This is a genomic window from Aeromonas sp. 75A (assembly GCF_051919425.1).
GTDB classification, from domain to species: Bacteria; Pseudomonadota; Gammaproteobacteria; order Enterobacterales; family Aeromonadaceae; genus Aeromonas; species Aeromonas veronii.
This window is the reverse complement of record NZ_JBQBES010000002.1, coordinates 2,409,266-2,428,633: the sequence shown is the minus strand read 5'-3', so window position 1 is coordinate 2,428,633 and position 19,368 is coordinate 2,409,266. Positions and strand designations below refer to the sequence as shown.

Here is a 19,368-nt window from a genome sequence, read left to right as displayed (position 1 = left end):
GCCTGGCTTGTTGATGACCCACTTGTTAACATCGACCCTTTATCTCGCAACAGGAGTCTTGCATACCCCCTATGATCAAGCTGCCACACCCCAGGCTCCATCAACTGCTGATCCAGCTCCACGCCGAACCGCTGCCACAGGAGGAGCTGGCTCGCCGCCTCAATGTCTCCACCCGCACGGTGCGCACCGATGTGGCGACCCTCAACGAACTGATTGCCACCCACGGCGCTCACCTGATCCACCAGCGTGGTAGCGGCTACCAGCTGAAAATCTACAATCAGGGACTGTTCGAGGCTCTGCTGGCGGCCCAGGGTCAGGATAGCAGCCTGCCACGCACCAGCCGGGAGCGGGTGCTGCACCTGCAGATCCTGTTATTGACGGCAGAGCAGGGGATCAAGCTCGATGAGCTGGCTGATACCTGGTATCTGAGCCGGGCGGCACTGCAGGGGGATATGGCGGAAGTCCGTGAGCAACTCAGCCACTTCAGGCTCAGCGTCGAGAGCAAACCCCGCCTGGGGATGCGCATTCAGGGGGAGGAGACGGCGATCCGAGCCTGTTTGACCCAACTGCTCTATCAGGAGTTGCTGCACAACAACCAGTTGCAAACCCTGTTGCCCAACCTCTGCCCCAGCAAGACGATGGAGGTAGTGGGCAATCACATCCATGCCCAGCTTGCCCGACATCAGCTGCGTCTCGCTGACGAGAGTCTGCAGCAGCTCACCATCTACTGCGCCGTTGCCCTGCTGCGTCAGGCATCCGGTCACGAGTTGCGCCACTTCGCCAGCGAGGATCTGACTCTGCCGCTGCTGGCAGTATCTCGCGATATATATGCGGTATTACCCACCCTGACGCCCCCCGTAGAGGACGAGATCGCCGGTCTCGCTATCCAAATCCAGGCGCGCCTGATTGCCGATACTCCCCAGCTCAGCCCTGCCATGGCCGCCGAGAGCGAACAGCTGGTGGAACATCTGCTGACCTACATTCATCAACACTACCCTTACGACCTGCGAGGCGACCAACAGCTGCGAGCCGACCTGCAAACCCATATCAGCGCCATGCTGCTACGGGTCAAATACCAGATTGGCAACCACAACCCGCTGGCCGATCATATCAAGCAGTACTACCCCCTCGCCTACGACATCACGCTGGCGGCCATTTCGGAGTGGATCAAGCAGACCCCCTACCGACTGACCCATCACGAGATCGGCTATCTGGTGATCCATATCGGGGTCGAGCTGGAGCGCCATTACGATATCGGCTATACCCGCCGCCCGCAGGCGCTATTGCTTTGCGATGCGGGCAACGCCACCTTCCGGGTGCTGGAAGCACGTATCAAGCGGGAGTATCCCCAGTTGCAGCTGACCACACTTGAATCGGTGCGGGATTACGAAGGTCTAGCGCAGATCGCGCAGGACTTTGTCATCAGTACCGTCAAGGTGAACGAAAAAAACGCCCCCGTGGTACTCGTTGCCCCCTTCCCGACCCAATACCAGCTGGAGCAGCTTGGCAAGCTGGTGCTGATCGACCGCACCCGCCCCTACATGCTCGACAAATATTTCGATGCCGACCACTTCATGGTGGTCAAAGAACCCCTTACCCAGGCCGAACTGTTTGCCCGTATCTGTGATCAGCTGGAGGCGGAAGATCTGGTGGAGAGCGGCTTCAGAGCCTCACTGCAGGAGCGGGAGCGGATCGTCTCCACCATGCTGGGAGAAGGGATCGCCCTGCCCCACTCTCTCGGTCTGCTGGCGCGCCGCACTCTGGTGTACACCGTACTGGCACCGCAGGGGATCGACTGGGGCAACGGGGAAATCGCGACGCTCATCTTCGTGCTGGCCATCAGCAAAGCCGACTACGAGGAGGCGATGGGTCTCTACGACCTGTTTCTGGCACTGATGAACGAAAAAGCCAGCAGGAATCTGCTGGCTTGTCGCGATTTTGCCAGCTTCAAAGCGCTGGCGCGTACCGGTTCATAACATAAAACGAGGAGTGACTACTCCTCATTGAAGCCGGAGGTGAACAGCTCCACCACGGCGGCCAGGGCCTCGACCTCTTCGGGCCCCTCAACCTGCACTTCCACCTGCCGCCCTTGCGCGGAATCCAGCATCAGCAGGCCGATGATGCTGTCAGCATCGGCCTCCACACCATCTTCATTGCGCAGCAGCACGTGGGCATCGAAACCCTGCACCAGCTCGAACAGCATCATGGCCGGTCTGGCATGAATACCCAGCTTGTTTTTCACTTCAACCGAGGCGGAAACAGTCATCGGGTCGTCCTATTGGTCCGTCAGGATTGGGGGGCACTCTTGTCGAGAGTGCGGTGGCGGATCTGCACGTTCTTGCCGAGCGAACGGAATGCACTGGCCAGCCGTTCTGCAATAAAGACCGAGCGGTGCTGACCGCCGGTGCAACCGATGCCGACCGTCACATAGCTGCGATTGTTGCGCTCAAGATGGGGCAACCAGGTCACCAGCATGTTCTCGATCTGCTGGGTAAACAGCATCACGTCAGCCTGCGCCGAGAGGTAGTTGGCGACCGGCTCATCCTTGCCGGTAAACGGTTTGAGCTCGGGGATCCAGTGCGGATTGGGCAGGAAGCGGGCATCGAACACGAAGTCGGCATCCTTGGGGATGCCATATTTGAAACCGAACGACTCGAACACCAGCACCAGCTCGTTCTCTTTCTTCCCAAGCACTCTGGTCTTGATGAGCTCGCTCAGGTCGTGAATGCTGAGGGTGGTGGTGTCGATACGCAGGTCAGCGGTCGAGGAGAGTGGCGCCAGCAGGTGGGTCTCCTCCCGAATCGCCTCATCCAGCGACAGCTTGTTGCGTGAGAGGGGGTGCAAGCGGCGGCTCTCGCCATAGCGCTTGAGCAGGGTGCCGTTGTCGGCGTCGAAGAAAAAGCTGGAGAACTCTACCCGCCCCTCATTGCGCACCTGAGCCAGTAAATTTTCCAGTTTCTCCGGATCGCTCGGCAGGTTGCGCACATCAATACTGACCGCCAGCTTGTCGTACTGGCTCTCCACCGAGACAATCAGCTGGGGCAGCAGGTTGACCGGCAGGTTGTCCACACAGTAGTAACCCAGATCTTCCAGCACTCGCAGGGCTACCGTTTTACCGGAGCCCGAACGTCCACTTACCACGATTAACTGCATCTTGTTCCCTCACGCCAAAACGGGTGTCTCATCCTTGGCCTGCTGTCAGGCCGAGGTCATGATCTGATAGAGCTCTTCGTCGCTGGTTGCCTGACGCAACTGGCGGCAAACCGCCTTGTCACCCAGCTTGGAAGCCATCAGAGAAAGGGTCTTGAGATGCTGCTTGCACTCGCTTTCCGGCACCAGCAAGGCAAACAGCAGGTCAACCGGTTGATTGTCGATGGAGTCGAAAGGAATAGGGTCGGCAAAGGTCATCAGGATCGCGGTTGGCGGGAACTCATCGTCAATGCGACCGTGGGGGATCGCAATACCGGCACCGATCCCGGTACTACCCATTTTTTCGCGGGCCAGCAAGCATTCGAACAGTGCCTGACGGGAGGTGCCAAGGCGTTCGGCGGCCAGCTCGCTGATGATTTCGAGGGCGCGTTTCTTGCTGGTACAAGGGACTGCACTCTTGGTGCAGTCCCGACTCAGTATGTGTTCAAGTTGCATGGTTATTTTTTATTTAACTTATCTTTGTGCTTGATGATCTGCCTGTCCAGCTTGTCGAGCAAGGTGTCTATCGCAGCATACATATCGGCATGTTCAGAGTTGGCAAACACTTCGCCACCGCTGACGTGCAATTTGGCTTCCGCTATCTGGTTCAGTTTTTCCACGCTAAGCACCACATGAACATTGTTGATGTGGTCGAAGTGACGCTCGAGTTTGGCAAATTTGTTATTCACATAATCACGCAGAGCTTCGGTGATCTCGACATGGTGTCCGGTCAGGTTAATTTGCATAACATCATCCTTTTGTTTGCCTAAACCAGGCGTTTGCGCTGATTGGAAGGTGGGATAAACAAGGATTCGCGATACTTAGCGATCGTGCGTCTCGCCACCATAATACCCTGTTCGGCCAGCAAATCCGCGATCTTGCTATCACTTAACGGCTTGGCAGGATTCTCTGCCGTGACCAGCTTCTTGATGAGCGCGCGAATTGCGGTCGATGAGCACTCTCCTCCTCCTTCGGTGTTCACATGGCTGGAGAAAAAAAACTTCAATTCGAAGATACCACGGGGGGTATGCATGTACTTCTGGGTCGTCACCCGGGAGATGGTCGACTCATGCATCTCTACCGCTTCGGCGATGTCATTGAGCACCATCGGCTTCATCGCCTCTTCACCATACTCGAAAAAGCCCTGTTGCTGCTCGACAATGCAACTAGCCACTTTCAGCAGGGTGTCATTGCGACTTTCCAGGCTCTTGATGAACCACTTGGCTTCCTGCAAATGGGAGCGGATAAACTGGGTGTCGGTGCTGCTGCGGGCGTTGCGGGCCATGGCGGCATAGGTCTCGTTGACCCGGATGCGGGGGGCGGAGTCGGGATTGAGCTCGACCACCCACTTGCAGCCCTTCTTGACCACGGAGACGTCGGGGATCACGTACTGGGAGTCGCTCTGGATGATGCCGTTGCCGGGGCGCGGCTCCAGCAGCTGGATCAGATCCAGCACCTCCTTGAGGTCGCTCTCCTTGAGTTTTGTCTTGCGGGCGAGGGTGCGGTAATCCCGGTTGCCGAGCAGCTCCATGTGCTCGAGGATCACCTCCTTGGCCTCGTTGAGCCAGGGGGTCTGCGGGTCATATTGATCCAGCTGGATCAGCAAACACTCCTGCACCGAACGGGCAGCAATGCCGACCGGATCGAAGTGCTGCACCCGCTTGAGTACCGCCTCGACCTCATCGAGTTCCACCTCTACGTCATCGCTAGTGACTGCAGCCTGGATATCCTCCAGCGCAACGGTCAGATAACCGGATTCGTCGATGGCATCGATGATGGCGAGCGCGATGGCGGCATCCACATCGCTGAACGGTGTGAGCCGCATCTGCCACAACAGATAATCCTGCAGGTTTTCGGTGGTCTCTCCCTGATAGACGCTATCTTCCCCATCGTGGATGGGGCCCGCGCTCTGGGCGGTGCCGGCAGAGTAAACCTCGTCCCAGGTGGTATCCACCGGCAACTCATCCGGCATCTGCTCTTGGGCCATGGCATCGCTGGAATCCAGCTGGCTGGCATCGACCGGCGCTTCCGGACTGGTCTCTTGCGCCTCGCTCTCTTCCTGCTCCAGCAGAGGGTTGTTTTCGAGCGCTTGCTGAATTTCCTGCTGAAGTTCCAGAGTGGAGAGCTGGAGCAGACGAATCGCTTGTTGTAATTGCGGCGTCATGGTCAGGGACTGACCGAGACGCAACTGTAATGTCGGCTTCATCTACGTCGGGATATCCTTATGTTCAGCGAGGCACTCGTCAAAGGAAATGAAGGCATGCCCCCTTACTATAGACTGAATTGATCGCCCAAATAGACGCGCTTGACCTGCTCATCGGCAAGGATGTCAGCCGGTGCACCTTCGGCAATCATCTTGCCGTGGCTGACGATATAGGCCTTCTCACATACGTCCAGAGTCTCTCTGACGTTGTGGTCGGTAATCAAGACGCCAAGGCCCCTATCTTTCAGATGCTGAATGATCTTCTTGATGTCTATCACAGAAATCGGGTCAACCCCTGCAAAGGGTTCATCCAGCAGAATAAAACGCGGCTCGGCCGCCAGGGCACGGGCGATCTCGACCCGACGGCGCTCACCGCCGGAGAGGCTCTGACCCAGGTTGTCGCGAATGTGGGTGATGTTGAACTCTTCCAGCAGTTGCTGAACCTTGTCCTCACGCTCCTCACGGCTCAACCCCTTGCGGGTCTGCATCACGCCCATCAGGTTGTCGAACACCGACAGGCGACGGAAGATGGAGGCCTCCTGCGGCAGGTAACCGATGCCATTGCGCGCCCGCACATGCATGGGCTGCAGGCTGATGTCCTGATCGTCGATGGTGATGAGACCGGCATCGCGCTGCACCAGCCCCACGATCATGTAGAAGGAGGTGGTCTTGCCCGCCCCGTTGGGGCCGAGCAGGCCGACAATCTGGCCGGTGCCCACTTCAAGACTGACGTCACTCACCACCATGCGGCGCTTGTAGCTCTTCTGCAGGCCCACTGCTTTTAACACTGCCATGGCTTATTTTCCCTGCTTCTTCTGGTCGGCGGGCTTGTCGAAATTCTCTACCTGATCCGGCAGGAACACGGTTTTGACCCGCTGGCTCGGGCTCTTGCTCTCGGCAATCATCTTCTGTTTGACGATGTCGTAGCGGATCAGATCGCCATTGACCTGGCTATCTTCCTGCTTGAGCTGACCGTTGCCGGTGATGGTCACCAGCCGGTTCTTCAGCTCGTAGCGGATGGTATTGCCGTGTGCATTGACCGGCTTGCCGTTATCCAGGATCTGGAAGAAGGTGGCGGGCTTACCGTAGGCAGTCATCACCTCGGCTCCTTTCTCGCCGGAACGGGTCACTACCACCTTGTCAGCCTTGATCCGGATGGTGCCCTGATTGATGGTCACATCCTCTTCGAAGGTGATGCGGTTGTCCTGCATCTCGGCCACCTGTTTGACGGCATCGACGTAGACCTTCTCGGCAAAGTCGGACTCTTTGGCGGTCACCGCACCACACAACAATAGGGCTGCGAGGGCCAGATTAGCGTTTTTCATTGAAATAGATGGCATGGCCTTGATCCAGTAACTCAAAATATTTGCGGTCCAGATGGCCCTTGAGGCCAACCCCTTGGGTCTGGAAATCCCGACCCAGAATGTTCACTTCCCGGTTGCTGCGCACATCCTGTGTCACCAGATCCAGCTCCAGATAAGGGGTATCCAGTGTGGAGATAAAGGAGGTGGGCAGCAGACCATCCAGATGCACCTTGTCCCGCAGGATGACGTTGTCGCCGGTGTTGAGCACGCCGGTTTCGGCGGTCACCTTCCACTCGGCGGCACCCTGATCGTCATACATGTAGACCACCGGCTTGTCGAAGGTGGCCTGCTCGAGGATTTGATAATACTCGGCGTAGGTCGACTCCAGCCGCTCGGTGCGCTTGCCGTTGATATCAAAACGGGTGGTCACCAGATCTTTGGCGACAAAATCCGGCTGATAGTTTTCGATTTTGACGGCGCTCTCAGGCACCAGCTCAACCTTGCCCAACTGCCAAGCAACCAGCGCGACCAGAAACAGCAGGGCAAACAACAAGGTCTGTCTGCTCATACCGAAGCCTCGGGCTGATAATCGTCGTGGCCCTGCGCCTGCAAAATGAGGTCACACACCTCACGCACCGCGCCCATGCCACCGCCAAGCCGGGTCACCATATCGGCACGACTCAGCACCAGCGGATGGGCATCGGCCACCGCGATACCCAGGCCGCAGGCGGCCATCACCGGCAGATCGATGGTGTCATCGCCCATATAGGCGGCCTGTTCCGGACTCAGCCCCAGCTTGGCCAGCAGCGCTTCGAAGTGAGGCAGCTTTTTATCAGCTCCCTGCACCACGTGAGCCACACCCAGGCTTTTCATCCGATCGCTAACGATACGGGAGTTGCGCCCGGTGATGATGGCGATCTCGATCCCGGCATTGAGCAACGCTCGCATGCCCGCACCATCGCGGGTGCAGAAGGTTTTCAGCTCTTCGCCGTTGTTTCCCATGTAGATGAGGCCGTTGGAGAGCACCCCGTCCACATCGCACACCAGCAGGCGGATTTGCGCCGCCTTGTCGAACTGGCTGCGCGTCACCGGACCATAGAGGGTCGGTACGTTTTGCATCAAATTACTCCGGCTTTCAGCAGGTCGTGCATGTTGAAGGCGCCGAGCGGGCGTTTCTCTTCATCCACGACCAGTAATCCGTTGATTTTTCTCGTTTCCATCAGCTTGACGGCTTCCGCAGCCATCATCTCTGGACCTACGGTAACACAGTTGGCCGTCATCACACGGCTGATGGGGGTGTGATGGATATCGATCTGCTGGTCGAGAATGCGGCGCAAATCGCCATCGGTAAAGAGCCCGGCCAGCAGGCCATTGCCATCGACCACCGCCGTCATGCCGAGCCCCTTGCGGCTCACTTCCAGCAGCGCCTGGCTGATGGTGGCATCTATCCCCACCCGGGGCAACAGCTCGCCACTGTGCATCAGATCGCCAACCCGCAGCAACAGACGCTTGCCAAGGGAACCGCCTGGGTGAGAGAGGGCGAAGTCATCGGCGGTAAAACCGCGTGCTTCCAGCAGGGCGACCGCCAAGGCATCGCCCATGACTAAGGTTGCCGTGGTGCTCGAAGTTGGTGCCAGACCCAGCGGGCAGGCCTCTTTCTCCACCTTGATACACAGGTGCACATTGGCCTCTTTGGCCATGGTGGAGGCCGGATTGCCGGTCATGCAGATGAGCGGTATGCCGCGGCGCTTGAGTACCGGCAGCAGGGCCAGGATTTCGTCGCTCTCACCGGAGTTGGAGATAGCGATGATAAGGTCGCCACTGGAGATCATCCCCAGATCGCCGTGACTCGCTTCTCCCGGGTGAAGGAAGAAGGCCGGTGTGCCTGTGCTGGCGAGGGTGGCGGCGATCTTGCTGCCGATATGGCCCGATTTGCCCATGCCGGTGACCACTATCTTGCCACCGCAGCGCAGCACCATTTCGCACGCCTTGTCGAAGGCGTCGTTCAGATACTGATAGAGTCCATCAATGGCTTGCTTTTCTGTGTCCAGCACCGCGCGGGCACTGCGACGAAAATCGAACAGTTCAGACACTTTCTCAGGCTTTACAGACATAAAGACACAGCTCCGGGCCGAAATTAGCTGCGGGATTATAAAAAAGTCTGCCCGGATAAGCGAATCGGATGGCAAGTCCCGCTCTCAATGACGCACTTTGTTACAGAAAACTGTCGTGCAAATGGGCTTGCAGCCTGTTCAATAGTTGTTCCTTGCTGTTGCTTAGACCTAGACTACCCCATAAAATTCGCACCTCATTTACACCGGATGGACAATTGTTTGAACAATGACCTGATCACCATCTCCGATCTGACTTTCAGTCACGGAGATCGGCTGTTGTATGACGGGATCAACCTGACCATTCCTCGTGGCAAGGTGACCGCCGTCATGGGCCCGAGCGGCATCGGTAAAACCACCCTGCTGCGGCTGATCGGTGGCCAGCTCAAGCCGGAGTCCGGTCACATTCTGTTTGACGGGGAAGATATCCCCACCCTCTCCCGTTCGCGCCTCTATGAAGTGCGCAAGCGGATGAGCATGCTGTTCCAGAGCGGCGCCCTGTTTACCGGCATGACGGTCTACGACAACGTGGCCTTCCCGCTGCGGGAGCACTCCGGCCTTCCGGAGGAGCTGATCCACACCATCGTCATGATGAAGTTGCAGGCGGTGGGCTTGCGCGGCGCGGCGAAACTGATGCCCTCCGAGCTCTCCGGCGGCATGGCGCGCCGGGCGGCGCTGGCTCGGGCAATTGCGCTCGATCCTGACCTCATCATGTATGACGAGCCGTTCGTCGGGCAGGATCCCATCACCATGGCGGTGCTGGTCAAGCTGATCAAGGAGCTGAACGATGCCCTCGGCATCACCTCCGTCATCGTCACCCACGACGTGAAAGAGGTGCTGAGCATCGCCGATTACGCCTACATCATTGCCAATCGCAAGGTGGTGGCGCACGGCACGCCGGATCAGCTGCGCGAGGAGCACAATCCCGAAGTCGAGCAGTTCCTCAAAGGATTGCCCGATGGTCCTGTTCCGTTTCATTTTCCGGCAGGCGATCTGCTACAGGATCTCTGATGTTGATAAGTCAAATAAGCAAGCTGGGGCGGGTCGGAGTGCGGTTTATCAGCTCCGTCGGTCGCGCCACCATCATGTTGTTCCATGCGCTGGCGGGCAAACCCGAGCCGCGCAAGCACTTCCCGCTGCTTGTCCAGCAGCTCTATGTGGTGGGTGTGCAGTCGGTGGCCATCATTCTGGTCTCCGGCCTGTTCATCGGCATGGTGCTCTCGCTGCAGGGTTACAACGTATTGAAGGATTTCGGCGCAGAGCAGAGCCTGGGACCGCTGGTCTCCCTCTCTCTGCTGCGGGAGCTGGGGCCTGTGGTCACGGCGCTGCTGTTTGCCGGCCGTGCCGGTTCGGCCCTGACCGCTGAAATCGGCCTGATGAAGGCCACCGAGCAACTTTCAAGCCTAGAGATGATGGCGGTCGACCCACTGCGCCGGGTGGTTGCCCCCCGCTTCTGGGCTGGCGTCATCAGCATGCCGCTGCTGGCCTTTATGTTCAGCCTGATCGGTATCTTCGGCGGCAAGCTGGTCGGCGTGGACTGGCTCGGCGTGGACGAAGGGGGCTTCTGGTCTGCCATGCAGGCCTCCGTCGACTGGCATGAGGACATCATGCAGGGCGCCATCAAGAGCCTGATTTTCGCCCTGGTGGTCACCTGGATTGCGCTCTTTAACGGCTATGATGCCAAGCCGACCTCGGCCGGGATCAGTCAGGCCACGACCCGTACCGTGGTCCACTCATCCCTCGCCGTGCTCGGCCTGGATTTTATACTCACTGCAGTCATGTTTGGATAAGGTAAAGATGAAGTTCAGCAAAGTAGAATTCCTGGTCGGCACCTTCATGCTGGCTGGCATCGGTGCCATTCTGGCACTGGCCCTGCAAGTGGCCGGTTTGAGCTTCAAACCGGAAGGAGAAACCTATACCCTGCGCGCGCATTTCGATAATATCGGCGGCCTGAAAGTCCGTTCGCCGGTCAAGGTCGGCGGCGTGGTGGTCGGTCGGGTCAGCGACATCGTACTGGACCCGAAAACCCAGGTGCCCGAAGTCACCCTGATGATGCAAAAGAGCGCTGGCGAGTTCGCCGATACCAGTTCCCTCTCCATCCTCACCTCCGGTCTGCTCGGCGAGCAGTACATCGGTCTGGCCCCCGGCTTCAGCGATGAGGAGATGGGCACCGAGATGCTCAAGGATGGCGACCTGATTGAAGACACCAAATCCGCCATCGTACTGGAAGATCTGATTGGCAAGTTCCTCTACAGCCAATCCTCCGACAGCAAATCAGACAGCAAGAAGGAGTAATCATGTTCAAGAAAATCGCCCTGCTGCTGGGCCTGATGACCAGCATGCTCTTTTCCCTGTCTGCCCAGTCCGCAGTCGATGCCACCGACCCCAACGCGCTGGTGGATCAGGCTGCCAAGCAGACCTTTGCCCGCCTGAAAGCCGATCAGGCCCAGGTGAAGAGCAATCCGGATCACCTGCGGGTGATCATCCGCGAAGAGCTGCTGCCCTATGTGGACAACCGCTTCGCCGCCTACAAGGTGCTTGGCAACCAGATTAAAGAGACCACCGAAGCGCAGCGCAATGCTTTCGTCGAGGTGTTCACCGAGTACATGGTGAGCTCCTACGCCGATGCGCTGGCCCATTTTGACAAGCAGACCGTCAAGGTCGAGCCGGGCAAAGCTCCCAGCGGCAACATCACCGCCGTCAACGTCAGCGTGAAAGAGGCCGGCAAGCCGGACATCTTCCTTGAGTTCAAGCTGCGCAAGAACAACAAGACCGGCGAGTGGAAAGCTTTCGACATGGTGGCAGAGGGGATCAGCCTGCTCTCCGCCAAACAGAGCGAGCTCGGCGGTTTGATCCGCCAGAACGGCATCGATGCGGTGATCGCCCAGTTGCGCGAACACAACGCCAAGCCGCTGGTACTCAAACCATGACCCTCAGCGGTGAGCTGCAAGCGCCACAGGTCAATGACCTGTGGCAACGCCGCGCCGAATGGTGGCAGGACGACCAGCTCGAGCTCGGCGGCGTCACCACCCTCGACTCTGCCGGACTGGCCCTGCTGGTCAAATGGGCCAAAGCTGTATTAGCGCGAGGCGCCACACCGCAACTGGTGAGCGCCTCCAGTGATTTCTATACCCTGGCCAACCTCTACGGGGTGGCCGGGCTGTTTCAGTCAACCCCGCTCACAACTGAGGACGCATAATGCAAGTCTCTGAAATTGAAGCGATACTCCTTGAGGCTCTGCCATTGTCCGAAGTCCATGTCAAAGGGGACGGTAGTCACTACCAAGTGATCGCCGTCGGTGACATGTTTGACGGCATGAGCCGGGTCAAGAAGCAGCAGGCCATCTATGCCCCGCTGATGGACAAGATCGCCAGCAACGCCATTCACGCCCTCTCCATCAAGGCATTCACCGACGCCGAGTGGAAACGCGAACGTAAATTCCTATTGCCCTCCTGATTTGGTAACGAAGTAAAAATGGACAAATTCAAAATCGATGGTCGTTGTACTCTCAACGGCGAAGTGACCATCTCCGGCGCCAAAAACGCCGCGCTGCCGATCCTGTTCGCGACCCTGCTCTGTGATGAAGAGGTACACCTCTCCAACGTGCCGCGTCTGAAAGATGTGGGCACCACCATCAAGCTGCTGGAGATGCTGGGCGCCACCACCAAAGTCAACGGCAATGTGACCGTGCTGACCGGTGCCGTGAACAACCACGTTGCCCCCTACGAGCTGGTGAAGACCATGCGCGCCTCCATTCTGGCGCTGGGTCCGCTGGCCGCCCGTTTCGGCGCGGCTGATGTCTCCCTGCCCGGCGGCTGCGCCATCGGTGCCCGTCCGGTCAACCTGCACGTCCACGGCCTGGAACTGATGGGTGCCAAGATCACCATCGAAGATGGTTACATCAAGGCCCGTGTCGATGGTCGCCTGAAAGGCGCCCACATCCTGATGGATATGGTTTCCGTCACCGGTACCGAAAACCTGATGATGGCCGCGACCCTGGCTGATGGCCGCACCGTGATCGAAAACGCCGCGCGCGAGCCGGAAGTGGTCGATCTGGCCAACTTCCTCAATACTCTGGGCGCCAAGATCCAGGGCGCGGGCACCGATACCCTGACCATCGACGGTGTCGAGCGTCTGCACGGCGGCAACTACAGCGTGCAGCCTGATCGCATCGAAACCGGTACCTTCCTGGTGGGCGCAGCGGTCACTGGCGGCAAGATCACCTGCCGCAAGACAGACCCGACTCTGCTGGAAGCGGTACTGGTCAAGCTGGAAGAGGCTGGCGCCCTGATTGAGAAGGGTGAAGACTGGATCACCCTCGACATGACCGGCCGCACCCTCAAGCCGGTCACCATCAAGACTGCCCCCTACCCGGCCTTCCCGACCGACATGCAGGCACAGTTCACCGTGCTGAACGCTGTCGCCAAAGGCACCGGCATGGTCACCGAGACCATCTTCGAGAACCGCTTCATGCACGTTCCCGAACTGGTACGGATGGGCGCAGACATCGAACTGCAGGGCAACGTAGCCATCTGCCGTGACACCGAGCAACTCAAGGGTGCCCAGGTAATGGCGACCGATCTGCGCGCCTCCGCCAGTCTGGTACTGGCCGGCTTCGTGGCCGAAGGCTCCACCATCGTCGACCGTATCTATCACATCGACCGTGGCTACGAAGACATCGAGCAGAAGCTGCAGGGTCTGGGTGGCCGCATCGAGCGCATCAAGGGCTGATAGCCCACTGATCGCTAGCCTATAAAAAGGCCCCCTCGCGTTGGCGAGGGGGCCTTTTTCATGGTTTCGGTTCTGTTGAAACCGGGATCAGTGGCCCGCTAGCTTCATATTCTCTACCAGCACCGAGCCAGTCTTGAGACTGGATCGCTCATCCTCGTCACAGCCCACCGCCACGATATGGCTGAACATCTCGGCCAGATTGCCGGCGATGGTGATCTCCTCGACCGGATAGGCTATTTCGCCATTCTCGACCCAGAAACCGGCGGCGCCGCGGGAGTAGTCGCCATTGACGATATTGACCCCCTGCCCCATCAACTCGGTCACCAGCAGACCGGTGCCCATCTCTTTCAGCATGCCTTGAAAATCCTGGCCGGTATTGGAGACCTGCCAGTTGTGGATGCCACCGGCGTGACCCGTGGTGGTCAACCCCAGCTTGCGCGCAGAGTAGGAAGTCAGCAGCCAGCTCATCAGCTCGCCGTTACGGATGATATCCATGTCGCGGGTACGCACCCCTTCGCCATCGAACGGGGTACTGGCGAGCCCGCCCAGCAGGTGGGGGAACTCCTGAATGGTGAGCCACTCGGGCAGGATCTGCTTGCCCAATTTGTCGAGCAGGAAGCTCGACTTGCGATAGAGGTTGCCACCGCTGATGGCCATCACCAGATGGCCCCACAGGCCGGAGGCAGTGTCTGGGTGGAACAGCACAGGCGCGTGACGGGTAGAGATCTTGCGGGCGCCGAGGCGGGAGACGGTACGCTCAACGGCTTCGTCGGCAATGCGCTGCGGACTCCAGAGCCCGTCGAGGGTACGGCTGGAGGAGTAGCCGTAATCCCGCTGCATATCGCCATCCTGCTCGCCGATCAGCACGCAGCTCAGGGAGTTGCGCGACGCCGCGTAGCCTTTGACGAAGCCATGGCTGTTGCCGTAGACCTTGATGCCAAGATGGCTGGAGAAACCGGCACCGTCGGAGTGTTTGATGCGGGCATCGCGGCCCAGAGCGAGTCGCTCGCACTCGATGGCCAGTTCGATCCCGCGCTGGGGATCCAGTTCGATTTGGTGGCACAGTTGCAGATCAGGGGCATCCCAGGCCAGCAGCTCGGCGTCCGCCAGACCGGCGCAATCATCCGCCGAGGTATGGCGAGCAATCTCGATGGCCGCTTCAACGGCGGCACGAATGGCGGGTTTGCTCAGATCGGTGGTCGAGGAGGATCCCTTGCAACCATCGCGATAGACGGCGATACCGAGGGCGCCATCCTTATTGAATTCAATGCTTTCCAGTTCACAACCCCGGGTGTTCACCGACAACCCGGTCTGCTTGCTGATGGAGACTTCGGCCAGCGAGGCGCCCAGTCCTTTGGCTATCTCCAGGGCTTCGGCAACCACGGCCTCGAGATGGGCTTGATCCTGGCGGATTTGGTCTTGCTGATCCATAACTCACATCTGTATGAAAGAAGGAAAGGGGGGTAAGCATATCAGACCCCTGCGCCCAGCGGGAGAAGCTGGTAACATATCCGCCAAACGTGAATGACAGGAATCAAGAGACCGATGAGTCAATATCAAGACGACAACGAGTTCGAAGACTGGGGCCCCAGCAAGAGCCAGCTCAAGCGCGATGCCGAAGCATTGCAGAAAATGGGGGAAGAGATCGTCTCCCTCAGCCACAGCGAGCTGGAAAAAATCCCGTTGGATGAAGAGCTTGCAGAAGCTGTCGAGCTGGGTCGCAAACTCAAGCCGAAGAAGGATGAGTCCTTCCGTCGCCATCTGCAGTTCATCGGCCGCCTGATGCGCAGCCGCGATATCGAGCCGATTGCCGAAGCGCTCTCCATCATCAAGAACCGTCACTCCACCGTGAATGCACGCCTGCATCGCCTGGAGCAGTGGCGCGAGCGCCTGATCACCGAAGGTGACAGCGCCCTCAATGAGCTGATGTCCCAGTTCCACGAGCTGGATCGCCAGAAGCTGCGCCAGCTGATCCGCTCCGCCAACAAGGAGCGGGAGCTGAACAAGCCGCCGGTCGCCTACCGCGAGATGTATCAGTATCTGCGCGGCGAGATCGAAGACCTGCTGTGATCCCCGAAACACGCCTCCCCTCGGGGAGGCGTGCTTCTATTGATGCCTTTTCCTCTCCCCATACCCCGCCATCCCTGCGCGTTTAATATATCCACCATTTTGCTACCCCAGCCATAACGGCCCATCTCAACAACCCCGTTAAATCGCCGCTTCAGAGCAGTTCAAGACAAATCAGTTAACAACTTGGTATCATTTTGTTTGACATATTGAACGGCCTTGGCAGACTGAAGAGAGGATCCATGCCGTCGCTGCCCAGGCTGACCAACGATTCTGTCACCCGGCCCGACGCGGGATCCCATGACCATGCCTTGAGGCATGCCCTTGCCCTGCCGGTTTGCAAGGGCCTGCCCAAGGCGCAGGATGAGACTTCAACGCCAAGGATAATCAAGGTGCCCTATGCCAAATCCCCAGCCTCCCGCACCCCGTAAACCTGTCGTGCTGATGACCATGGGTGCCCAGCCCCGCAACGGCCACGCCTATCAGGTGATGACCCACAAATACATCATGCCGCTGGTGGAGATAAGCGGCTGCGTCCCGCTGCTGGTGCCCACCTGCTGCGGCACCGCCGATCTGGAGCAGTATCTGGATCTGGCTGACGGCATCTATCTGAGCGGCGCCGGCTCCAATATCGATCCAGCCCTTTACGGCCAGGAGAACCTCACGCCGGAAAAACAGCAAGACAGGGATCGCGACCTGTTCGATCTGCCCCTCATCAAGGGGGCGCTCGCCCGTGGCTTGCCGATCCTCGGGATCTGCCGCGGCATGCAGGAGATCAACGTAGCGCTGGGGGGAGACATCCATCAGAAGGTCTACAGCGAGCCGGGTTATGACGATCACCGGGAGGATGTCGACGATCCGGTCGACGAGCAGTATGGGCCGAGCCATCAGATCAAACTGCTGCCAGGCAGCTGGTTTGCCAAGCTGATGGGGGAAGAACAGATTCAGGTCAACTCCCTGCATGGACAGGGTATCAACCGGTTGGGGAAGGGTCTGGAGCCGTTGGCCAACGCCGAAGATGGGCTGATCGAGGCGCTTCATGCTCCCGCACTGTCACCCTTTTTGCTGGCAGTGCAGTGGCATCCGGAGTGGAAGGCCAATGAAAACCCCCACTCCATCAAGATCTTTCAAGCCTTTGGCGATGCCTGCCGCCAACGCAGTGCATTGATAGCGGCTAGTTAATCCCTCATCGATTCAGTCGCCAAACCCGCGCGCCTTGAGCTTGGGCAGTCCACCCCGCTCGGGGCGCAGGGTACGGCAAATATCCATCCCCTTGAGCCCGCGCTGGATATGATCAGGCGAATGGCCAAACACCATACCGTTGCTGCGGTAGAGGTTGTTGTCATCCAGCTCGAACTTCTCGCCGCCGATCAGCAACTGCTCACGGCCATTGACCGTGTCACCCCGCTTGATGGGCACCTTCATATCACTCAGCACCTCGCCGGTGGCACACCCCTCGCGCCAGCGCGCCTCGCTGGAGAAGGGGGTAATGGCTATTTCACGCCAGGAGCCATCCCGGAATTCGACCCGATACTTCTCGGCCAGCAGATCGCAGCCAGCCAATGGCAACAGGGCCATCAAACAGATGATTTTCTTTGAAAATTTCACTCAATCGCACTCCTTTGCCCGGTTCTGCACAGGATAAATAAATTGCCGCCCCAACGCACCATTTCCCCGCGCCGCAGCAGCTATGCTGGAAATAAAACCACAATAAGGTGCTGCTATGGCTGGCGAAAACCTCACCGCGCTACCGACGCTGAGCTGGATTGGCGAACACCCGTTCTGGACCCTGCTCACCCTCTCCCTGATGCTGATCCACTTCTGGCGCCGTCCGGGACAGCGACGGGAGCTGCTCTCCGAGCTGAGTTTCGTGATGATTAGCGCGGTGGTAATCCTGCTGATCCAGCTGGAAGGGGGCTGGTTCAAACTGCCGCTGCCCCATCAATTGCTGATCGAGATCTCCACCCTGCTGGCTGGCCTGATACTGGTCAAGATATGGGGGATCCTGCTGTTCGAATTTCTGCTCCCCCTCTGCCATGTGCGGATCCCGCGGATCATCGCCGATATCGTCATCACCATCGGCTATATCGGCTGGGGTCTGTTTCGCCTCTACGCCTCCGGCATGGCGCTCGGAGAGATAGTTACTACCTCCGCGGTAATCACTGCGGTCATCGCCTTCGCCATGCAGGACACCCTTGGCAACCTGCTGGCCGGGGTCTCCATTCAGCTCGACAACTCCATCGCCATCGGTGACTGGCTGCAAGTTGACACCACCCAGGGCCGGGTGGTGGAGATCAACTGGCGTGCCACCACCATCGAGACCCGCAACTGGGAGACAGTCGTCATCCCCAACAGCCACCTGCTCAAACAGCGCTTCACCGTGCTCGGGCGCCGCCGTGGCGAACCCTTGCAGTGGCGGCGCTGGGTCTGGTTCGATCTGACCCTGGATACCCTGCCGACCCAGATCATCGCGCTGATCGAGAAATCCCTGCGGGAGACCAAGCTCCCCTGCGTCGCCAAGCATCCGCAACCGGACTGCCTGTTGATGAATGTCGAGGGTGGGATTGCCCGCTATGCGGTGCGCTACTGGTTGACCGATCTGGCTCGCGACGATCCGACCGACTCCATGGTGCGCAGCCTTATCGATGCCGCCCTGCGCCGCAACGATCGCCGCCTCACCCCGCCGATCTTCAACGTCTTTATGGCCAAGGAGAAGCAGCATCTGGATGCCCGCCACAAGCGCCACACCGCCGAACGAACCGATACCCTGCGCAAGCTGCCGCTGTTTGCCATGTTGCAGGAGAACGAGCTGCTCCAGCTGGCCGATCAGGTGAAGTTCGCCCCCTTCGTCAGCGGCGACATCATGCTGGAGCAGGGGGATGTCTCCAGCTGGCTGTTCGTGCTGGTCAAAGGGGAGGCAGAGATGGTGGTCAATGTCGAAGGGCGAGAGCTGAAACTCGGTACGCTCAACGCGGGAGACTTTTTTGGCGAACTGAGCCTGCTCACCGGCGAGCCCAGCTCCTTCACGGTGCGGGCGGTGGCCACCGTCGAAACCTATCGCATCAATCAGGCAATGTTTCAGGAGTTGGTGATGCAGCGCGAGGCGCTGGTCGAGCCCCTCTACCGGGTGCTGAGCGACCGCCAGCTGGAGCAGCGGGCGCTGCTGGAGCGGGAGGCGGAAGCCATGAAGCACCCACCACAACAGCTTGATCTGCTTGATAAACTGATGAAGCTGTTCGGCGGAAGATGACGTAGCATGGCATCGTATTGAGGACGTGAAGAGAGAACCGCAGCCATGTTACTGACTACCCTGGCCCTTGCCGCCAGCCTGCAATTTGATTGTCCCGCCACCATCGAGAGTCGCCAGCAGCTGCTGACCCCGCAGCAGGGCTGGCAGGCGTTCACTCGCAATGACGATGGCAAACCGGACGAAACCCTCAGCCACCGGCTCGATAATCTGGCCCTGTTCGACGGAGATCCTGCCGAACTGGCCCAACTCAAACCGGATAATGGCGACAGCGACGAGATCCACTACTGGAGCCAGCTCGATAGCAGCCTGCGCCCGCTCTATCTGGTCTGCCGCTATCAGAACAGCGTCATCACCCTGCAGCAGGCGCTGCCCGTCGGCATCAGTTACTGCCGCGTCAACCAGCGCGACCACTACACCCTGCTCGGGCTGGTTTGTCGCAAATAGCGGGCGTAACCCCTTGCCATATATCGCTATTCGATGACAGCCATTCCCGCCTGAGCCGGGCAACCCGCC

At 58.9% G+C, this 19,368-nt stretch carries 24 protein-coding genes; 12 read left to right on the top strand and 12 right to left on the bottom strand.

All coding sequences use genetic code 11. The features are described 5' to 3' along the window. The first annotated feature begins 71 nt into the window (after window positions 1-71). Window positions 72-1,976, top strand: a complete 1,905-nt coding sequence (locus ACTG2T_RS11330) for a BglG family transcription antiterminator (protein WP_330124685.1) — start codon at window positions 72-74, stop codon at window positions 1,974-1,976. Window positions 1,977-1,993: 17 nt separating this feature from the next. Here the strand turns inward: ACTG2T_RS11330 and npr are convergent, their stop codons facing one another. The 10 genes from npr to ACTG2T_RS11280 form a co-directional block, all read right to left on the bottom strand. Next, entirely contained in the window at window positions 1,994-2,266 is a 273-nt protein-coding gene (npr, locus tag ACTG2T_RS11325; RefSeq protein ID WP_005336318.1) for a PTS phosphocarrier protein NPr, read from the bottom strand. A gap of 20 nt (window positions 2,267-2,286) precedes the next feature. Then, complete coding sequence (rapZ, locus tag ACTG2T_RS11320; RefSeq protein WP_330124686.1) at window positions 2,287-3,153, bottom strand: RNase adapter RapZ; 867 nt, start codon at window positions 3,151-3,153, stop codon at window positions 2,287-2,289. A gap of 45 nt (window positions 3,154-3,198) precedes the next feature. After that, on the bottom strand, window positions 3,199-3,645 hold the full coding sequence (ptsN, locus tag ACTG2T_RS11315; protein WP_005336322.1) for a PTS IIA-like nitrogen regulatory protein PtsN: 447 nt from the start codon (window positions 3,643-3,645) through the stop codon (window positions 3,199-3,201). A 2-nt stretch (window positions 3,646-3,647) separates the two neighbouring features. Further along, window positions 3,648-3,935, bottom strand: a complete 288-nt coding sequence (gene hpf, locus ACTG2T_RS11310) for a ribosome hibernation promoting factor (protein ID WP_005336323.1) — start codon at window positions 3,933-3,935, stop codon at window positions 3,648-3,650. 20 nt (window positions 3,936-3,955) lie between these two features. Beyond that, window positions 3,956-5,395: an RNA polymerase factor sigma-54 gene (locus tag ACTG2T_RS11305; RefSeq protein WP_204419786.1), complete on the bottom strand. Its 1,440-nt coding sequence runs from the start codon at window positions 5,393-5,395 to the stop codon at window positions 3,956-3,958. Window positions 5,396-5,460: 65 nt separating this feature from the next. Then, entirely contained in the window at window positions 5,461-6,186 is a 726-nt protein-coding gene (gene lptB / locus ACTG2T_RS11300; protein ID WP_005336333.1) for an LPS export ABC transporter ATP-binding protein, read from the bottom strand. Between the two features lie 3 nt (window positions 6,187-6,189). Continuing rightward, window positions 6,190-6,717: a lipopolysaccharide transport periplasmic protein LptA gene (gene lptA, locus ACTG2T_RS11295; RefSeq protein ID WP_040068817.1), complete on the bottom strand. Its 528-nt coding sequence runs from the start codon at window positions 6,715-6,717 to the stop codon at window positions 6,190-6,192. Beyond that, complete coding sequence (gene lptC / locus ACTG2T_RS11290) at window positions 6,704-7,264, bottom strand: LPS export ABC transporter periplasmic protein LptC (protein WP_005336338.1); 561 nt, start codon at window positions 7,262-7,264, stop codon at window positions 6,704-6,706. The genes lptA and lptC overlap by 14 nt, the downstream gene beginning before the upstream one ends. Continuing rightward, window positions 7,261-7,815: a 3-deoxy-manno-octulosonate-8-phosphatase KdsC gene (gene kdsC, locus ACTG2T_RS11285; RefSeq protein ID WP_108542371.1), complete on the bottom strand. Its 555-nt coding sequence runs from the start codon at window positions 7,813-7,815 to the stop codon at window positions 7,261-7,263. The genes lptC and kdsC overlap by 4 nt, the downstream gene beginning before the upstream one ends. Then, window positions 7,815-8,810 carry a KpsF/GutQ family sugar-phosphate isomerase gene (locus ACTG2T_RS11280; RefSeq protein WP_058057518.1) on the bottom strand — a complete coding sequence of 332 codons (996 nt, stop codon included), beginning with the start codon at window positions 8,808-8,810 and terminating at the stop codon, window positions 7,815-7,817. The genes kdsC and ACTG2T_RS11280 overlap by 1 nt, the downstream gene beginning before the upstream one ends. A gap of 207 nt (window positions 8,811-9,017) precedes the next feature. On the opposite strand from ACTG2T_RS11280, the gene mlaF reads away from it, so the two are divergent. Genes mlaF through murA form a run of 7 tightly spaced genes read left to right on the top strand, consistent with a single transcriptional unit; the run spans window position 9,018 to window position 13,538 of the window. Beyond that, window positions 9,018-9,818, top strand: a complete 801-nt coding sequence (mlaF, locus tag ACTG2T_RS11275) for a phospholipid ABC transporter ATP-binding protein MlaF (RefSeq protein ID WP_005336343.1) — start codon at window positions 9,018-9,020, stop codon at window positions 9,816-9,818. After that, window positions 9,818-10,597 (top strand): lipid asymmetry maintenance ABC transporter permease subunit MlaE, encoded by a 780-nt coding sequence (gene mlaE, locus ACTG2T_RS11270; RefSeq protein ID WP_005336345.1) that lies wholly within the window; start codon window positions 9,818-9,820, stop codon window positions 10,595-10,597. Before mlaF ends, mlaE begins: the two co-directional genes overlap by 1 nt. A gap of 7 nt (window positions 10,598-10,604) precedes the next feature. Next, window positions 10,605-11,102 carry an outer membrane lipid asymmetry maintenance protein MlaD gene (mlaD, locus tag ACTG2T_RS11265; RefSeq protein WP_005336348.1) on the top strand — a complete coding sequence of 166 codons (498 nt, stop codon included), beginning with the start codon at window positions 10,605-10,607 and terminating at the stop codon, window positions 11,100-11,102. A 2-nt stretch (window positions 11,103-11,104) separates the two neighbouring features. Beyond that, a complete protein-coding gene (locus tag ACTG2T_RS11260; protein WP_330124687.1) occupies window positions 11,105-11,737 on the top strand; it encodes a phospholipid-binding protein MlaC in 633 nt (210 codons plus the stop codon). After that, complete coding sequence (locus ACTG2T_RS11255; RefSeq protein ID WP_330124688.1) at window positions 11,734-12,006, top strand: STAS domain-containing protein; 273 nt, start codon at window positions 11,734-11,736, stop codon at window positions 12,004-12,006. The genes ACTG2T_RS11260 and ACTG2T_RS11255 overlap by 4 nt, the downstream gene beginning before the upstream one ends. Continuing rightward, window positions 12,006-12,263, top strand: a complete 258-nt coding sequence (gene ibaG, locus ACTG2T_RS11250) for a BolA family iron metabolism protein IbaG (protein ID WP_005306001.1) — start codon at window positions 12,006-12,008, stop codon at window positions 12,261-12,263. Before ACTG2T_RS11255 ends, ibaG begins: the two co-directional genes overlap by 1 nt. Before the next feature lie 18 nt (window positions 12,264-12,281). Next, a complete protein-coding gene (murA, locus tag ACTG2T_RS11245; protein WP_005336355.1) occupies window positions 12,282-13,538 on the top strand; it encodes a UDP-N-acetylglucosamine 1-carboxyvinyltransferase in 1,257 nt (418 codons plus the stop codon). Window positions 13,539-13,625: 87 nt separating this feature from the next. Here murA and pmbA read toward each other — a convergent pair whose 3' ends face one another. Further along, complete coding sequence (pmbA, locus tag ACTG2T_RS11240) at window positions 13,626-14,969, bottom strand: metalloprotease PmbA (RefSeq protein ID WP_005336357.1); 1,344 nt, start codon at window positions 14,967-14,969, stop codon at window positions 13,626-13,628. Between the two features lie 114 nt (window positions 14,970-15,083). On the opposite strand from pmbA, the gene yjgA reads away from it, so the two are divergent. Both yjgA and ACTG2T_RS11230 read left to right on the top strand, forming a co-directional pair. Then, window positions 15,084-15,608 carry a ribosome biogenesis factor YjgA gene (yjgA, locus tag ACTG2T_RS11235; RefSeq protein WP_005336359.1) on the top strand — a complete coding sequence of 175 codons (525 nt, stop codon included), beginning with the start codon at window positions 15,084-15,086 and terminating at the stop codon, window positions 15,606-15,608. A gap of 396 nt (window positions 15,609-16,004) precedes the next feature. After that, window positions 16,005-16,787 (top strand): gamma-glutamyl-gamma-aminobutyrate hydrolase family protein, encoded by a 783-nt coding sequence (locus ACTG2T_RS11230; RefSeq protein WP_330124689.1) that lies wholly within the window; start codon window positions 16,005-16,007, stop codon window positions 16,785-16,787. Between the two features lie 12 nt (window positions 16,788-16,799). Here the strand turns inward: ACTG2T_RS11230 and ACTG2T_RS11225 are convergent, their stop codons facing one another. Beyond that, window positions 16,800-17,183 carry a hypothetical protein gene (locus ACTG2T_RS11225; RefSeq protein WP_040069030.1) on the bottom strand — a complete coding sequence of 128 codons (384 nt, stop codon included), beginning with the start codon at window positions 17,181-17,183 and terminating at the stop codon, window positions 16,800-16,802. 145 nt (window positions 17,184-17,328) lie between these two features. Between ACTG2T_RS11225 and ACTG2T_RS11220 the strand changes: the two genes are divergently transcribed. Both ACTG2T_RS11220 and ACTG2T_RS11215 read left to right on the top strand, forming a co-directional pair. Beyond that, on the top strand, window positions 17,329-18,855 hold the full coding sequence (locus ACTG2T_RS11220; protein WP_330124690.1) for a mechanosensitive ion channel family protein: 1,527 nt from the start codon (window positions 17,329-17,331) through the stop codon (window positions 18,853-18,855). Between the two features lie 45 nt (window positions 18,856-18,900). Continuing rightward, window positions 18,901-19,299, top strand: coding sequence for an STY0301 family protein (locus ACTG2T_RS11215; protein ID WP_330124691.1), 399 nt, complete (start codon window positions 18,901-18,903; stop codon window positions 19,297-19,299). Window positions 19,300-19,368: the final 69 nt, after the last annotated feature.

What these genes read in the sequence shown, in the direction of transcription:
- mlaE (WP_005336345.1), top strand. Translation starts at nt 9,818, where the DNA reads ATGTTGATAAGTCAAATAAGCAAGCTGGGGCGGGTCGGAGTGCGGTTT.
- lptB (WP_005336333.1), bottom strand. Translation starts at nt 6,186, where the DNA reads ATGGCAGTGTTAAAAGCAGTGGGCCTGCAGAAGAGCTACAAGCGCCGC.
- rapZ (WP_330124686.1), bottom strand. Translation starts at nt 3,153, where the DNA reads ATGCAGTTAATCGTGGTAAGTGGACGTTCGGGCTCCGGTAAAACGGTA.
- ACTG2T_RS11280 (WP_058057518.1), bottom strand. Translation starts at nt 8,810, where the DNA reads ATGTCTGTAAAGCCTGAGAAAGTGTCTGAACTGTTCGATTTTCGTCGC.
- lptC (WP_005336338.1), bottom strand. Translation starts at nt 7,264, where the DNA reads ATGAGCAGACAGACCTTGTTGTTTGCCCTGCTGTTTCTGGTCGCGCTG.
- mlaF (WP_005336343.1), top strand. Translation starts at nt 9,018, where the DNA reads ATGGACAATTGTTTGAACAATGACCTGATCACCATCTCCGATCTGACT.
- ACTG2T_RS11230 (WP_330124689.1), top strand. Translation starts at nt 16,005, where the DNA reads ATGCCAAATCCCCAGCCTCCCGCACCCCGTAAACCTGTCGTGCTGATG.
- lptA (WP_040068817.1), bottom strand. Translation starts at nt 6,717, where the DNA reads ATGAAAAACGCTAATCTGGCCCTCGCAGCCCTATTGTTGTGTGGTGCG.
- ACTG2T_RS11255 (WP_330124688.1), top strand. Translation starts at nt 11,734, where the DNA reads ATGACCCTCAGCGGTGAGCTGCAAGCGCCACAGGTCAATGACCTGTGG.
- ACTG2T_RS11330 (WP_330124685.1), top strand. Translation starts at nt 72, where the DNA reads ATGATCAAGCTGCCACACCCCAGGCTCCATCAACTGCTGATCCAGCTC.
- ACTG2T_RS11220 (WP_330124690.1), top strand. Translation starts at nt 17,329, where the DNA reads ATGGCTGGCGAAAACCTCACCGCGCTACCGACGCTGAGCTGGATTGGC.
- ACTG2T_RS11305 (WP_204419786.1), bottom strand. Translation starts at nt 5,395, where the DNA reads ATGAAGCCGACATTACAGTTGCGTCTCGGTCAGTCCCTGACCATGACG.
- mlaD (WP_005336348.1), top strand. Translation starts at nt 10,605, where the DNA reads ATGAAGTTCAGCAAAGTAGAATTCCTGGTCGGCACCTTCATGCTGGCT.
- hpf (WP_005336323.1), bottom strand. Translation starts at nt 3,935, where the DNA reads ATGCAAATTAACCTGACCGGACACCATGTCGAGATCACCGAAGCTCTG.
- ACTG2T_RS11225 (WP_040069030.1), bottom strand. Translation starts at nt 17,183, where the DNA reads ATGGCCCTGTTGCCATTGGCTGGCTGCGATCTGCTGGCCGAGAAGTAT.
- murA (WP_005336355.1), top strand. Translation starts at nt 12,282, where the DNA reads ATGGACAAATTCAAAATCGATGGTCGTTGTACTCTCAACGGCGAAGTG.
- ACTG2T_RS11215 (WP_330124691.1), top strand. Translation starts at nt 18,901, where the DNA reads ATGTTACTGACTACCCTGGCCCTTGCCGCCAGCCTGCAATTTGATTGT.
- pmbA (WP_005336357.1), bottom strand. Translation starts at nt 14,969, where the DNA reads ATGGATCAGCAAGACCAAATCCGCCAGGATCAAGCCCATCTCGAGGCC.
- ptsN (WP_005336322.1), bottom strand. Translation starts at nt 3,645, where the DNA reads ATGCAACTTGAACACATACTGAGTCGGGACTGCACCAAGAGTGCAGTC.
- ACTG2T_RS11260 (WP_330124687.1), top strand. Translation starts at nt 11,105, where the DNA reads ATGTTCAAGAAAATCGCCCTGCTGCTGGGCCTGATGACCAGCATGCTC.
- ibaG (WP_005306001.1), top strand. Translation starts at nt 12,006, where the DNA reads ATGCAAGTCTCTGAAATTGAAGCGATACTCCTTGAGGCTCTGCCATTG.
- yjgA (WP_005336359.1), top strand. Translation starts at nt 15,084, where the DNA reads ATGAGTCAATATCAAGACGACAACGAGTTCGAAGACTGGGGCCCCAGC.
- npr (WP_005336318.1), bottom strand. Translation starts at nt 2,266, where the DNA reads ATGACTGTTTCCGCCTCGGTTGAAGTGAAAAACAAGCTGGGTATTCAT.
- kdsC (WP_108542371.1), bottom strand. Translation starts at nt 7,815, where the DNA reads ATGCAAAACGTACCGACCCTCTATGGTCCGGTGACGCGCAGCCAGTTC.